This window comes from Streptomyces sp. NPDC101118, assembly GCF_044759445.1.
Classification (GTDB): domain Bacteria; phylum Actinomycetota; class Actinomycetes; order Streptomycetales; family Streptomycetaceae; genus Streptomyces.
Map to the genome: position 1 here is coordinate 15,767 of NZ_JBIVZG010000028.1, position 13,460 is coordinate 29,226.

The following is a 13,460-nucleotide window of genomic DNA, read 5'->3' on the forward strand; positions in this document are numbered from 1 at the left end:
CGCCGGCGGTGGCCGGCGGGGCTCTCGTACGCATCGGGTTGACGCCCGTGCGGCGGTCCGGGCGGGCGGGTCAGATGTGGCCGACTCCGGCGCCCGCCTCGGCGTTCTCGCCCCGCTTGGTGAGGAGCGCGACGGCCGCGGCGAGCACGCCGACGACGCCGGCCACCAGGAAGGCGAGGCTCATGCCCGACACGAACGTGTCGTGGACCACGGTGGAGATCGTCTGCGTGACGGCCTCCGGCGTGCCCTCGGGGGACGGCGGGACGTAGCCGACCTCGACCCCCTTCTTCATGAGTTCCAGCTGCTCCGGCTGGAGCGGCGGGAGCTGGGCGTGGGCCCAGTTGTCCTCGAACTCGCCGTCGACCTTGGCCGCCATGACGGCGCCGAGGACGGCCGTGCCGAGGCTGCCGCCGACCTGCATGGCGGCCTGCTGGAGGCCGCCCGCGACGCCGGACAGCTCCAGCGGGGCGTTGCCGACGATGACCTCGGTCGCGCCGACCATGACCGGTGCGAGGCCGAGGCCGAGCAGGGCGAACCAGAGGGACATGGCGAGGGTGCCGGTGCCGGCGTCGAGCCCGGCGAGGCCGAAGCAGGCGGCGGCGGTGGCGACCATGCCGGCGACCAGCGGGATGCGCGGGCCGAGCTTGGTGATGGCCGCGCCGGCCGCCGGGGAGCCGATGATCATCATGCCGGTGAGCGGCAGCAGGTAGAGGCCGCTGTCGACCGGGCTCAGGCCGTGGACGTTCTGGAGGTAGAAGGTCACGAAGAAGAGGCCGCCCATGAAGGCGAAGGCCATCAGGACCATCAGGACCGTGCCTGCGGAGAGCGGTACGGAGCGGAAGATGCCCAGCGGGATGAGCGGTTCGCGGACCTTGGTCTCCCAGAAGGCGAAGAGCACGAAGGAGATCACGGTCCCGGCGAGGAAGCCGAGGGTGCGGCCGTCGCCCCAGCCCCACTCCGGGGCCTTGATGATGGACCACACGAGCCCGAACATGGCTCCGGAGAGCAGCAGGACGCCGAGCAGGTCGAAGGACTTGGGGGCGTTCTCGGCGCGGTGGTCCTTGAGGATGACCAGGCCGAAGACGAGCGCGATGAGACCCACCGGCACGTTGATGAAGAAGCAGGACTGCCAGCTGACGTGCTCGACCAGCAGGCCGCCGACGATCGGGCCGCCGGCGGTGGAGGCGCCGATGACCATGCCCCAGATGCCGATGGCCATGTTGAGCCGCTCGGCGGGGAAGGTGGCGCGCAGCAGGCCGAGCGCGGCGGGCATGAGCAGTGCGCCGAAGAGGCCCTGGAGCACGCGGAAGGCGATGACCAGTTCGACGCTGTCGGAGAGGCCGATGGCGGCGGAGGCGGAGGCGAAGCCGGCGATGCCGATGAGGAAGGTCTGGCGGTGGCCGAACCGGTCGCCGAGCTTGCCGGCGGTGATCAGGGAGACGGCCAGGGCGAGCAGGTAGCCGTTGGTGATCCACTGGACCTCGGCGAGCGTGGCGCCGAGGTCTTCCTTGATCGTCGGGTTGGCTATCGCGACGATCGTGCCGTCGAGGGTGACCACCATGACGCCGATCGCGACAGCGAAGAGCGTGAGCCACGGGTGGCCGCGCAGCCCCTTGCCCGGCTCATCGCCGGGGGTCTCGGAAGTCGCCCCGTCGGCGACGGTGAGCTGAGAAGTCATGACAGGAAGGCTAGTGTCAGTCGCTGACATTTCTCCAACGGGTTAACGAGACAGCGACTGTCATTTGGCTCACAGGCTAGGGTGAGCCGCCCAGGCGGAGAGAGGACAAATCCGGTGATGACGGAACATCGAATCGCGCCGGCCGCCCCGACCGGAGCCCCGACCGGGCTGCGCGAGCGCAAGAAGCAGCGCACCCGGGACGCGCTGCTGCGCGCCGCCCTCGTGCTCTTCACGACCAAGGGCTACGAACAGACCACGGTCGACGAGATCACCGAGGCCGTCGACGTCTCCCAGCGCACCTTCTTCCGCTACTTCGCGAACAAGGAGGAGGTGGCCTTCACCGCCCAGGACCTGGTCGAGTCCCACTTCCTCGCCGCCCTGCGCGCCCGCCCCCCGGAGGAGAACCCCTTCACCGCCCTGCGCGGCGCGGTGCTCGGCGCCTGGGAGACCATCGAGGAGGCCATCGGCGAGGTCGTACCGGTCGAACTCCACATGCGCACCTACCAGATGATCGAGTCGACCCCGGCGCTGCTCGCCGTGCACCTGCGCCGGTCCGTGGAGCTGGAGGAGCAGATCGCCCGGCTGGTGGCCGACCGCGAGGGCCTGGACGTGAACGCCGACCCCCGCCCCCGCGTCGCGGTCGCCGCCTTCTCCGGCGTGATGCGGGTGACCGGACGGCTGTGGGGACTGGGCTCCGACGCCTCCGTCGAGGCGATCCGCCGGATGACGGAGGAGTACCTCGACCACCTCACTCCGGCCCTCGCCGCCGACTGGCGGACACCGGCGGCGTACGGAGGGTGACGCCGGCGCGGTACGGAGGGTGACGCCGGTCACCCTGTGGGGACTCGCCCGTACGGGTCTCCTACTGTGGTCCGCAGTGACTCCCACCGACCCTTCCCCAGCCACCGCTGGGGGCACCCCCACCGCCAGCGGCCTCACCGCCGGGCGCGCGCTGCTCGCCCTCGTGGTGGTCCTCGTCATGCTGTTCACCACCGGCTGGACCGCCCTGCACCGTTCGGCGGAAGAGCCGTCGCCGCGCGCCGGGGCCCTGGCCGTGTGGGCCCGCGCCACCATCGACGGCCGCCGGCTGCCCCCCGCCGACGCTCCCGCCTCACGCCTGCGGAGCTTCTTCGCGAGCCTGGACGGCGCCCAGCGCGCCCGGCTCGCCGACCGCTTCCCGCTCGTCGTCGGCGGCCTCGACGGCGCGCCCGTCACCCTGCGGTACCGGGCCAACCGCCGGGCCCTGACCCTCGCCCGCACCGCCGAGCAGGCCCGCGCACGGGACAGCGGGCTGGCCCCGGCGGCCCGGGACGAGTCCGCCCGCCGCGCGCACCGGTTCGGCTCGCTGCTGGAGCCCGGGCGGCGGATCCTCTTCTTCGACCCCACCGGCGGCGGCCTGGTCGCGGAGGTCTTCGGCGACCTGGACACCGCCGGCCGGGTCTCCGTCGTCGTCCCGGGCGTCGACACCGACGTCCTGACCTTCGAGCGCACCCAGCGCCGCTACTCCGCCCCCGTGGGCATGGCCGAGGCGCTGTACGACGCCGAGCGCGCGGCCGCACCCGGCGACCCCACCGCCGTGATCGCCTGGGCCGGGTACACCACACCGGCCGGCGTCGGGGTGGACGCCGCCACCGGGCACCTCGCCGCCCAGGGGGCCGCACGGCTGGCCGCCCTCACCGCGGGGCTGCCCGGGCACTCCTCGGTGGCCCTGTTCTGCCACAGCTACGGATCCGTGGTGTGCGGGGTGGCCGCACGGCACCTGCCGGCCCGGGTCACCGACATCGCCGTCGCCGGCAGCCCCGGGATGCGTGCCCGATCGGCGGCCGGACTGGGCACGGCCGCGCGGGTCTGGGCCACCCGGGACCCCGAGGACTGGATCGGCGACGTGCCGTACCTGGAGGTCGGGGGCATCGGGCACGGGGCGGACCCGGTGGACCCGGCGTTCGGGGCGAGGGTGCTGTCCTCCGCCGGCGCGAAGGGGCACACCGGCTATTTCACGCCAGGATCGGTCTCCCTCGGCAACTTCGCCCGGATCGGCGTCGGTTCGTACACGTCGGTGACCTGTGTGCCGGGTGAAACCTCCTGTACGCGCGGGGTTTCCGGGACAGACGGTCCCGCAGGGGCCTAGGGACCGGAAATCCGCCCATTGTGCGAGGGGACGCCGGGGCGTACGCCCGCTTACGATGAGCCGCATGGGTGACGTACTGGCCGGAAATCACGCCGTCTGGGAGTTCCATTCGGACTCGGTGCTCATCCGCTTCGAACGGGGGATCAGGACGCCACGGCTGTGGGCAGCGCTGGGTCAACGGCGCGTGCCCTACGAGGCGTTGGCCGGTGCGACGGTCACCCCGGGGAAGCGGGACACGGTGGTGCTGCGGGCCGAGCCGCGGCCGGGCGCCGATCCGCTGGTCGAGGCTGCCGCGGGGCAGCTCAAGGAGGCCTGCGACCCGTACCGGCTGGTGCTGCCGGCCGACCGGGCCGCGCTCGCGGGCGAGCTGGTGCGGCAGCTGCGGGACGCGCTGGGCCCCGTGCCGGACGAGCCGGCGAATCGTTTCCTGGTGGCCGTGCCCGAGGCTCCGGTCCAGTTCAAGGGGTACGACGCCAAGGCCTCCTTCGACGGCACGGCCGTGACGCTGCGCTGGTCGCGGACGGGCGCGTCCACCACCAAGTGGCGGGCCGGCGACCAGTACCTGCCCGTGGCGGAGCTGGGCGGCGTGGAGTGGCGCACCCCGGAGGCGCCCGGCGGGCACCTGCGGCTGCTGCGCCGCGAGGGGCCGGGCGCGGGGGCGCGTACCGCCGAGCCCGACCAGGACCCGGCCACCGTGCTGTTCGGCACGGGCAGCGGTGCGGTGCACGAGTCGCTGCCCTTCGCCGCGGCCGTACTGCGGGCGGTACGGAGCCGGGGGCCGGCCCTGCCGGTCGCGGCGGTCCGCCCGCGCAGCGACCCGGCCGACATCGCCGACCGGATCAGGCACCTGGGCGAACTGCACAGTGCCGGGCTGCTCACGGACGACGAGTTCACCTCGAAGAAGGCGGAGCTGCTGGCCCAGCTGTGAGGGGGCCGGCCGGCACCGGGCTCCGGCCGGCACCGGGCTCCGGCCGCCCCCTATGCCTCCCTGGCCAGCGAGGTGAAGGTCATGTCCGGGTAACGGTCGCCCGCGACCCGGCCCGCGAGGGGCTCCAGCAGCGCGAGTTCCTCCGCGGTCAGCGCGATCCCGGCGGCGGCGGTGTTCTCCAGCAGCCGGGACCGCTTGCGGGTGCCAGGGATCGGCACGACCGCCAGGCCGTGCACCTCGGCCCGCTGGTGCACCCAGGCCAGCGCGACCTGCGCCGGGCTCGCACCGCGCGCCGCGGCCACCGCCCGTACCGGCTCCAGCAGCAGGCCGTTGGCCCGCGCGTTCTCGCCGCTGAAGCGGGGCTGGACCTGCCGGAAGTCGCCGGCGGTCAGCTCCTTGCCGGCGTCGGCGAAGGCCCCGGTCAGGAAGCCCCGGCCGAGCGGCGAGTACGGCACGAAGGCCACGCCCAGCTCGGCCGCGGCGCCCACCGCGCTCAGCTCCACGTCCCGGCTGAACAGGGACCACTCCGACTGCAGCGCGGTGATCGGGTGCACGGCGTGGGCCTCGCGCAGCTCCGCCCCGGTGACCTCGCTCAGCCCGAGGTGGCGCACCTTGCCCTCGGCCACCAGCTCCGCCATGGCGCCGACCGACTCGGCGAGCGGCACGGCGGGGTCGCGGCGGTGCATGTAGTAGAGGTCGACGGTCTCGACGCCCAGGCGTTTGAGGCTGCCCTCGACGGACGAGCGGATGTGGTCGCGGTCGTTGCGGATGCCCCGGTAGGAGGGGTCGTCGGGCCTGCGTACGAGGGCGAACTTGGTGGCCAGGACGATCTCGTCCCGGTGGGCGGCCACGAAGGGGGCGAGGAACTCCTCGTTCCTGCCGAGGCCGTAGACGTCGGCGGTGTCGAAGAGGGTGACGCCGGCCTCCAGGGCCGCGTCCAGGGTGTCGCGCGCCGCCGCCTCGTCCGTCTCGCCGTAGTACTCGCTGATGCCCATGCAGCCGAGGCCCTGGACGCCCACCAGCGGGCCGCCGGTGCCGAGTGCCACCTGTGCGATCTTGCCGTGCTCCATCAGGATCGTGCCCTCCCCGTGTAGATGCCGATCTTGCGGTCGAGGACCGCGAGGGTGCCGGTGAGCTCGTCGATCCGCGCGAGGACGTCGCGCCGGGTCCGCTCCAGCAGCTCGCGCCGCTCGTCGAAGGTGTGGTCGCCCGCGCGGACCAGCTCCGCGTACCGGACCATGTCGGCCACCGCCATGCCGGTGGCCCGCAGCTTGCCGACGAAGGCCAGCCAGTCGAGGTCCCGGTCGCTGAACCGCCGCTGTCCGGAGTGCGACCGGTCCACGTGCGGCATCAGGCCGATCCGCTCGTACCAGCGCAGGGTGTGCGCGCTCAGTCCGGTGCGCTCCGCCACCTCGCCGATGGTGTACCGGGTCTCCGTCAGGCTCATGGCCCCCACGCTAGAGACTTGGAGTGCACTCCAAGCAAGTAGGCTCGGCGGCATGGAGAGCCTGCGCATCATCGAGACCTGGCCCGTGCCGACCGCCGCCGCCGCGGTGGTCCGGGCCGACGGCACCGTCGCCGGAACGCACGGACCGGTCGGACACCGCTTCGCGCTGGCCTCCGTCACCAAGCCGCTCGCCGCGTACGCCGCGCTGGTCGCGTACGAGGAGGGGGCGGTCGAGCTGGACGAGCCGGCCGGGCCCGAGGGCGCGACCGTACGCCACCTGCTCGCGCACACCAGCGGGCTGGCCTTCGACGAGCACCGGGTGATGGCCCCGCCCGGGCAGCGGCGGCTCTACTCCAACGCCGGCTTCGAGGTGCTCGGCGACCACATCGCCAAGGCCACCGACATCCCCTTCGCCGAGTACCTGCACCAGGCGGTGCTGGAGCCGCTCGGCATGACCTCGACCACCCTGGACGGCTCGCCGGCCAAGGACGCGGTCTCGACCGTCGAGGACCTGGTCCGCTTCGCGGCGGAGCTCCAGGCACCCCGCCTGCTCGACCCCCGGACGGTGGCCGAGGCCACCGCGGTGGTGCACCCGGGCCTCAAGGGCGTGCTGCCCGGCTACGGGAGCCAGTCCCCCAACGACTGGGGCCTGGGCGTGGAGATCCGCGACGGCAAGTCCCCGCACTGGACCGGCGCCGGGTCCTCGCCCCGCACCTTCGGTCACTTCGGCCAGGCCGGCACCTTCCTGTGGGTGGACCCGGACGCGCGCGCCGCGTGCGTGGCGCTGACGGACCGCCCCTTCGGGCCCTGGGCCGTCGAGGCGTGGCCGCCCTTCACGGACGCGGTGCTGGCCGAGCTGCGTTCCCTTTGAGACGCAGATCACGTACCCGCCTCCTGACGGTCTGTCCGGTTGCGGCTGAAAAGCGCCCGTAGTCGGCCGTCTTCGGATGGATAGATTCCGGTTCTCACCCCGCCACCCCCCACTGGTCGGAGAGAAAGAGAACCGGTGCGCACGCGCAGAATCTGGCTGACGGCCGTCGCCGTCACCGCAGGAATCGCCGGCGTCCTCACCCTCCAGGGTGTGGTCGGCACGGACGGCCTCGACCCCGAGTCGGAGAACGGCGGCAGATCCTCCGGACCGGTCGTCTCCACCGTGCGCACCCCGGCCCTGGAGGTGTCCGGCGCCGAGGCCGCGTACAAGGACGAGGACACCGGCCCGTTCAGCATGCTGGCCGTCTCCTGGGCCGACCCCTCCCGCACGGTCGACGGCGTGATCAAGGTCCGCGCCCACTCCCGGAAGACCGGCGAGTGGGGCCGCTGGCTGACCCTCGGCTCCGAGGGCGAGGCCGCGTCCGACGGCGCCGCCCGCCCCGGCCTGCGCGGGGTCTCCGAACCCGCCTGGACCGGCCCCTCCGACGGCGTCGAGGTCCGGGTCGAGGGCCACGGCTCCGCCGCCCTGCCCAAGGGCCTGCGGGTGGACCTGGTCGACCCGGGCAGCTCCCGCGCCGTGCGGGCCGAGCCGGCCGCGTACGCCGTCGGCAGCACGGAGGAGGAGACGGCCACCCCCACCGCGCCGGCTCCCGAGCCGTCCGAGAGCGCCACCGCGCCGGAGCCCACGCCCGCCGGCACCCCCACCGCCGACGGACCCGCGCCCTCCGCGAGCACCACCTCCCCCGAGCCGTCGGCCACCACCTCGGAGCCCGCCCCGGCGACGCCGTCGCCGAGCGTCTCCACCACCCCGCCCCCGGCGGCGCCGGTCTCCACCGTGCCCCGGCCGCCGATCGTCACCCGCGCCGAGTGGGGCGCCGACGAGACGATGAACGACGAGGCGCCCACGTACGGCACCGAGGTCAAGGTCGCGTTCGTCCACCACACCGCGCAGAACAACGACTACAGCTGCGCCGACTCGGCCGCGATCATGCGCGGCCTGCACACGCTGCACGTGAAGACGAACGGCTGGAAGGACCTCGGCTACAACTTCATCGTCGACAAGTGCGGCACGGTCTTCGAGGGCCGCAAGGGCGGCGTCGACCTCCCCGTCGTCGGCGCCCAGACGTACGGGTTCAACACCGACACCACCGGCATCGCCGTGATCGGCAGCTACACCGACGTCGACGCACCGGCCGCCGCCAAGACCGCGGTCGCCCGCGTCGCCGCCTGGAAGCTCGGCCAGTACAAGTACGACCCGGCCGGCAGCACCACCGTCAAGGCCGTCATCAACAACGGCAAGTACACGGCCGGTACGGACGTCACCTTCCAGCGGATCTCCGGCCACCGCGACGGCTTCGCCACCGAGTGCCCCGGCACCACGCTGTACGGACAGCTGCCCGCCCTGCGCACCTGGGCCGCCGGCCCGGTCGCCGGACTGGCCGTCAGCTCCGTGTCGGGCGCGGGGAAGTCGGGCAGCACCTACTACACGAAGGGCGCGGTCACGGTCCGCTGGACCGCCACCACCCCCGCCGCCCTGATCGCGAAGTACGAACTGCTCGTGGACGGCACGCCCGTGGCGAGCACCGGCGGCACCGCCGGCTCGGCGTCGGCGACCCTGGCCCCCGGCAGCCACCAGGTCCGGGTCCGCGCCACCCACCAGTCCGGGCGCACCTCGGACTCGGCGGCCGTCACCGTGGTCGCGGAGACCACCCCGCCCACCTTCCCGGTCCAGCCCTCGCTCGCCCTGCGCGCCGGCACCGTGGAGCCCACGGCCGTCCCGGTCACGCTCTCCTGGCGGGCGGCCGACACCGCGGCGCTGAAGAACGTCAAGCTCACCGCCCCGGTCCAGGTCACCTACCTGCCGACCACGCTGAGCTCCGCGAAGACCGCCGCGCCCGGCGTCACCACGGCCTTCACGATGACCGCGTACGACCAGGCAGGCAACACCGCCACCGCCTCGGGCACCGCCGCGCCGGCCGTCGTCCAGGAGACGGCGGCCGTCAGGTCGGGCACCTGGGCGGCCCGTTCGAGCAGCAGCTACCTCGGCGGCGGCTCGCTCTCGACCTCGTCCGCGAACGCCTCCCTCAGCTGGACCTTCACCGGCCGCTCGGTGGCGTGGGTGGTGTCCCGGGCGAGCGGTTCCGGACAGGCGTACGTCTACCTCGACGGGACCAAGGTCGCCACGGTGGACCTGAAGTCGGACACGGTGAAGTACCGGGACGCGATCTTCACCAAGTCCTGGACCACCGCCGGCACCCACACCCTGAAGGTCGTCAACGCCGGCACCGCCGGCCGCCCGACGGTCACGACGGACGGCGTCGTCCACCTGAAGTAGCCGGGCCGGCCCTTCGGGCCGCTGCCGGAGCCGCCGTCACGGCAGCTCCCACATCAGCAGCTCCCCCGGGGACTCCGCCACGATCTCCAGGCCCTCCGCGCCGGTGATCCGCGCCGAGTCCCCGGGGCCGAGCAGCTCGCCGTCAAGGCCGTGCTCGCCGCGCACCACGTGCACGTACACGCGGGCCGCGTCCGGTACGGCCGTCCGCTCGCCGGCGGCCGGCCGGCGCACGTGCAGCACCGCGCCGGCGGCCGGCAGGGCGTACGGGGTGCCGTCGGCGATGTCCCGGACCACCTCGTACGAGGGATCGCCCCCGGCCTCCAGAGGCGCGAGCCACATCTGCACGAAGCGCAGCGGAACGTCGCCGTCGTTCCGCTCGACGTGCCGGACACCCGCGGCGGAGCCGAGGCGCTGCACGTCCCCGGGCCGCACCACGGTCGCGTGGCCCGCCGTGTCGCGGTGGGTCAGCTCGCCCTCCACGACCCAGGTGACGATCTCCGTGTGGCTGTGGGGGTGCTCCTCGAAGCCCGCGCCGGGCGCCAGCAGCTCCTCGTTGCACGCCAGGACCGGCCCGAACCTGATGTTCTCGGGGTCGTAGAAGCTCCCGAAGGAGAAGGCGTGCCGGGTCGTGATGCCGGCCTCCCCGTCCCCGCCCGCATACCGGTCAGCACCGCGCCGCACATCCGTCATGGGAGCCACCGTAGACCCCGGGGCTCCGCCCGGGCGTCCGGATAAGGCAGTCTTGTCCCGTGCCAGAACCCGATCGTGAGCATTCCCCCGCGCATCCCGCCCACCCGCACGCCGCGACGCTGCGACGGCTCGAGAAGTCGTCGGGCCGCCTGGCCGCGAACGCGATCGCCCGCATGGACGAGATGCTGCCGTGGTACCGGGCGATGCCCCCGGAGAACCGGTCGTGGATCGGTCTGGTCGCCCAGGCCGGCATCGCGGCCTTCACCGAATGGTTCCGGCACCCCGAGACCCCCCAGGCCATCTCGACCGACGTCTTCGGCACGGCTCCGCGCGAGCTGACCCGGGCGATCACGCTCCGCCAGACCGTCGAGATGGTGCGCACCACGATCGAGGTCATGGAGGCCGCGATCGAGGAGGTCGCCGCACCCGGCGACGAGTCGATCCTGCGCGAGGCGCTGCTGGTGTACGCCCGGGAGATCGCCTTCGCCACGGCCCAGGTGTACGCGCAGGCCGCCGAGGCCCGCGGCGCCTGGGACGCCCGGCTGGAGTCCCTGGTCGTCAACGCGGTGCTGTCCGGCGAGGCCGACGAGGGCGCGCTCTCCCGGGCCGCCGCGCTCGGCTGGAACTCGCCGGAGCACGTCTGCGTGGTGCTGGGCACGGCCCCCGACGGCGACAGCGAACTCACGGTGGAGGCCATCCGGCGCGCCTCCCGGCACGCGAAGGTCCAGGTGCTCACCGGGGTGCTGGGCGACCGGCTGGTGGTCATCGCGGGCGGCAGCGACAACCCGCTGGGCGTGGCCAAGGCGCTGATCGGCCCGTTCGCCGCGGGCCCGGTCGTGGCGGGGCCCGTCGTACCCGACCTGCTCACCGCGACGAGGTCCGCGCAGGCCGCGGCCGCGGGCCTGAAGGCCTGTTCGGCCTGGCAGGACGCGCCGCGCCCGGTGCTGGCGGACGATCTCCTGCCGGAGCGCGCCATCGCGGGAGACCCCTCGGCCCGCGAACAGCTGGTGGAGGAGATCTACAGACCGCTGGAGGAGGCCGGATCGGCGCTCCTGGAAACCTTGAGCGTCTATCTGGAGCAGGCGAGCAGTCTGGAGGGGGCTGCACGGATGTTGTTCGTGCACCCGAACACCGTGCGCTACCGGCTGCGACGTGTGACGGACGTCACCGGATGGTCCCCGTCCGATGTACGTTCAGCGTTCACCCTGAGGATCGCGCTGATTCTGGGGCGTCTGGCCGACGGTGATACTGGGTCCTAGACTTTTGTAGGACATCAACAATTACCCCATCGGTTCTTCGTCCCTGTCCCCACGGGCGGCGGGGACCATCGACAAGAGAGAGTGTGAGGGTGCTCGTACTCGTCGCTCCCGGCCAAGGCGCTCAGACGCCCGGCTTCCTGACCCCCTGGCTCGACCTTCCCGGCGCCGCCGACAAGCTCGCCGCCTGGTCCGACGCCATCGGTCTCGACCTCGCCCACTACGGCACCCAGGCCGACGCCGACGCGATCCGTGACACGGCGGTGGCCCAGCCGCTGCTCGTCGCCGCGGGTCTGCTGTCCGCCGCCGCCCTGGACGCGGGCTCCGCCTTCGGCGCCGTCGCCGGCCACAGCGTCGGTGAGATCACCGCCGCCGGCTACGCGGGCGTGTTGTCCGAGACGGACGCGCTCAAGCTCGTCCGTACCCGCGGCCTGGCGATGGCCGAGGCCGCCGCGGTCACCCCGACCGGCATGTCCGCCGTGCTCGGCGGCGACCGGGACACCGTGGTCGCCCACCTGGAGAAGCTGGGGCTCACCCCGGCCAACATCAACGGCGCGGGCCAGATCGTGGCCGCCGGCACGATGGAGCAGCTGGCCGCCCTGGGCGAGGACAAGCCCGAGGGCGCCATGAAGGTCGTCCCCCTCAAGGTCGCGGGGGCCTTCCACACGCACCACATGGCTCCGGCCGTGGCCACCCTGGAGGTGGCCGCCAAGGCCCTCTCCCCGGCGGACCCGTCGCTGAGCTACGTCTCGAACAAGGACGGCCAGGTCGTGGCTTCGGGCGCCGAGGTCGTCGCCCGCCTGGTGGGCCAGGTGGCCAACCCGGTGCGCTGGGACCTGTGCATGGAGACCTTCGCGGAGCTGAAGGTCACCGGGATCGTCGAGCTGTGCCCGGGCGGGACCCTGACGGGCCTTGCCAAGCGCGCGCTCAAGGGTGTTCCCTCGGTGGCCCTCAAGACCCCGGACGACCTCGAAAAGGCCGCCGCGCTCATCGCCGAGCACGCGGCCTGAGAGAAGGAGCCCCCACAGCATGTCGAAGATCAAGCCTGCCAAGGGCTCCCCGTACGCCCGCATCCTCGGTGTCGGCGGCTACCGCCCGACCCGCGTGGTGCCCAACGAGGTCATCCTGGAGACGATCGACTCGTCCGACGAGTGGATCCGTTCCCGCTCCGGCATCGCCACCCGTCACTGGGCCGGCGAGGACGAGACCGTCGCCTCGATGTCCGTCGAGGCCTCCGGCAAGGCCCTGGCCGACGCCGGCATCTCGGCGGAGCAGATCGGCGCCGTGATCGTCTCGACGGTCTCGCACTTCAGGCAGACCCCCGCGGTCGCCACGGAGATCGCCGACCGCATCGGCGCGGGCAAGCCCGCCGCGTTCGACATCTCCGCGGGCTGTGCCGGCTTCGGCTACGGCCTGACCCTGGCGAAGGGTCTGGTCGTCGAGGGTTCCGCCGAGTACGTGCTGGTCATCGGCGTGGAGCGGCTCTCGGACCTGACCGACCTGGAGGACCGTGCCACGGCCTTCCTGTTCGGTGACGGTGCCGGTGCCGTGATCGTCGGTCCCTCGGACGAGCCGGCCATCGGCCCGACCGTCTGGGGCTCCGAGGGCGACAAGTCGGAGACCATCAAGCAGACCGTGCCGTGGGACAAGTACCAGACCGGGGACAAGTTCCCGGCCATCACGCAGGAGGGCCAGGCGGTGTTCCGCTGGGCCGTCTTCGAGATGGCGAAGGTCGCCCAGCAGGCGCTGGACGCGGCCGGGATCACCCCGGACGACCTGGACGTCTTCATCCCGCACCAGGCAAACATGCGGATCATCGACTCGATGGTGAAGACTTTGAAGCTGCCGGAGCACGTCACGGTCGCCCGTGACGTCGAAACCACCGGCAACACCTCGGCCGCCTCGATCCCGCTCGCGATGGAGCGGCTCCTGGCGACCGGGCAGGCGAAGAGCGGGGACACCGCGCTCGTCATCGGCTTCGGGGCGGGTCTCGTCTACGCCGCGACGGTCGTTACTCTCCCCTAGGCGTCCGGATCCTCCGGTCACCCGCCGAGCACCACCTTTTACG

General features: G+C 73.0%; 11 protein-coding genes and 1 pseudogene. 8 read left to right on the forward strand and 4 right to left on the reverse strand.

The features are described from left to right. Positions 1-45: 45 nt before the first annotated feature. A pseudogene (locus tag ACIQUQ_RS31900) lies at positions 46-1,678 on the reverse strand (MFS transporter); the annotation flags it as partial. Between the two features lie 117 nt (positions 1,679-1,795). On the opposite strand from ACIQUQ_RS31900, the gene ACIQUQ_RS31905 reads away from it, so the two are divergent. The 3 genes from ACIQUQ_RS31905 (at position 1,796) to ACIQUQ_RS31915 (ending at position 4,734) form a co-directional block, all read left to right on the forward strand. Continuing rightward, positions 1,796-2,479, forward strand: a complete 684-nt coding sequence (locus tag ACIQUQ_RS31905) for a TetR family transcriptional regulator (protein WP_403982999.1) — start codon at positions 1,796-1,798, stop codon at positions 2,477-2,479. A 76-nt stretch (positions 2,480-2,555) separates the two neighbouring features. Next, entirely contained in the window at positions 2,556-3,806 is a 1,251-nt protein-coding gene (locus tag ACIQUQ_RS31910; RefSeq protein WP_403983001.1) for an alpha/beta hydrolase, read from the forward strand. Positions 3,807-3,870: 64 nt separating this feature from the next. Next, the gene (locus tag ACIQUQ_RS31915; RefSeq protein WP_403983004.1) at positions 3,871-4,734 is read left to right on the forward strand and encodes a DUF4429 domain-containing protein; all 864 of its coding nucleotides are present in this window, start codon (positions 3,871-3,873) and stop codon (positions 4,732-4,734) included. A gap of 50 nt (positions 4,735-4,784) precedes the next feature. On the opposite strand, the gene ACIQUQ_RS31920 is transcribed toward ACIQUQ_RS31915, so the two are convergent. Then, positions 4,785-5,804: an aldo/keto reductase gene (locus ACIQUQ_RS31920; protein ID WP_403983007.1), complete on the reverse strand. Its 1,020-nt coding sequence runs from the start codon at positions 5,802-5,804 to the stop codon at positions 4,785-4,787. Then, a complete protein-coding gene (locus ACIQUQ_RS31925) occupies positions 5,804-6,181 on the reverse strand; it encodes a MerR family transcriptional regulator (protein WP_403983009.1) in 378 nt (125 codons plus the stop codon). Before ACIQUQ_RS31925 ends, ACIQUQ_RS31920 begins: the two co-directional genes overlap by 1 nt. Positions 6,182-6,233: 52 nt before the next feature. Between ACIQUQ_RS31925 and ACIQUQ_RS31930 the strand changes: the two genes are divergently transcribed. Both ACIQUQ_RS31930 and ACIQUQ_RS31935 read left to right on the forward strand, forming a co-directional pair. Further along, entirely contained in the window at positions 6,234-7,052 is an 819-nt protein-coding gene (locus ACIQUQ_RS31930; RefSeq protein WP_403983012.1) for a serine hydrolase domain-containing protein, read from the forward strand. A gap of 135 nt (positions 7,053-7,187) precedes the next feature. Further along, positions 7,188-9,446 (forward strand): N-acetylmuramoyl-L-alanine amidase, encoded by a 2,259-nt coding sequence (locus ACIQUQ_RS31935; protein ID WP_403983014.1) that lies wholly within the window; start codon positions 7,188-7,190, stop codon positions 9,444-9,446. Positions 9,447-9,482: 36 nt separating this feature from the next. On the opposite strand, the gene ACIQUQ_RS31940 is transcribed toward ACIQUQ_RS31935, so the two are convergent. Further along, a complete protein-coding gene (locus tag ACIQUQ_RS31940) occupies positions 9,483-10,136 on the reverse strand; it encodes a pirin family protein (RefSeq protein WP_403983017.1) in 654 nt (217 codons plus the stop codon). Positions 10,137-10,195: 59 nt separating this feature from the next. Here ACIQUQ_RS31940 and ACIQUQ_RS31945 point away from each other — a divergent pair, with 59 nt between their 5' ends. The 3 genes from ACIQUQ_RS31945 (at position 10,196) to ACIQUQ_RS31955 (ending at position 13,417) form a co-directional block, all read left to right on the forward strand. Beyond that, positions 10,196-11,395, forward strand: a complete 1,200-nt coding sequence (locus ACIQUQ_RS31945; protein ID WP_403983020.1) for a PucR family transcriptional regulator — start codon at positions 10,196-10,198, stop codon at positions 11,393-11,395. An 89-nt stretch (positions 11,396-11,484) separates the two neighbouring features. Continuing rightward, positions 11,485-12,402, forward strand: coding sequence for an ACP S-malonyltransferase (locus ACIQUQ_RS31950; protein WP_399951547.1), 918 nt, complete (start codon positions 11,485-11,487; stop codon positions 12,400-12,402). A 19-nt stretch (positions 12,403-12,421) separates the two neighbouring features. Next, complete coding sequence (locus tag ACIQUQ_RS31955) at positions 12,422-13,417, forward strand: ketoacyl-ACP synthase III (RefSeq protein ID WP_403672782.1); 996 nt, start codon at positions 12,422-12,424, stop codon at positions 13,415-13,417. Positions 13,418-13,460: the final 43 nt, after the last annotated feature.

What these genes read in the sequence shown, in the direction of transcription:
- ACIQUQ_RS31930 (WP_403983012.1), top strand. Translation starts at nt 6,234, where the DNA reads ATGGAGAGCCTGCGCATCATCGAGACCTGGCCCGTGCCGACCGCCGCC.
- ACIQUQ_RS31925 (WP_403983009.1), bottom strand. Translation starts at nt 6,181, where the DNA reads ATGAGCCTGACGGAGACCCGGTACACCATCGGCGAGGTGGCGGAGCGC.
- ACIQUQ_RS31915 (WP_403983004.1), top strand. Translation starts at nt 3,871, where the DNA reads ATGGGTGACGTACTGGCCGGAAATCACGCCGTCTGGGAGTTCCATTCG.
- ACIQUQ_RS31955 (WP_403672782.1), top strand. Translation starts at nt 12,422, where the DNA reads ATGTCGAAGATCAAGCCTGCCAAGGGCTCCCCGTACGCCCGCATCCTC.
- ACIQUQ_RS31905 (WP_403982999.1), top strand. Translation starts at nt 1,796, where the DNA reads ATGACGGAACATCGAATCGCGCCGGCCGCCCCGACCGGAGCCCCGACC.
- ACIQUQ_RS31920 (WP_403983007.1), bottom strand. Translation starts at nt 5,804, where the DNA reads ATGGAGCACGGCAAGATCGCACAGGTGGCACTCGGCACCGGCGGCCCG.
- ACIQUQ_RS31940 (WP_403983017.1), bottom strand. Translation starts at nt 10,136, where the DNA reads ATGACGGATGTGCGGCGCGGTGCTGACCGGTATGCGGGCGGGGACGGG.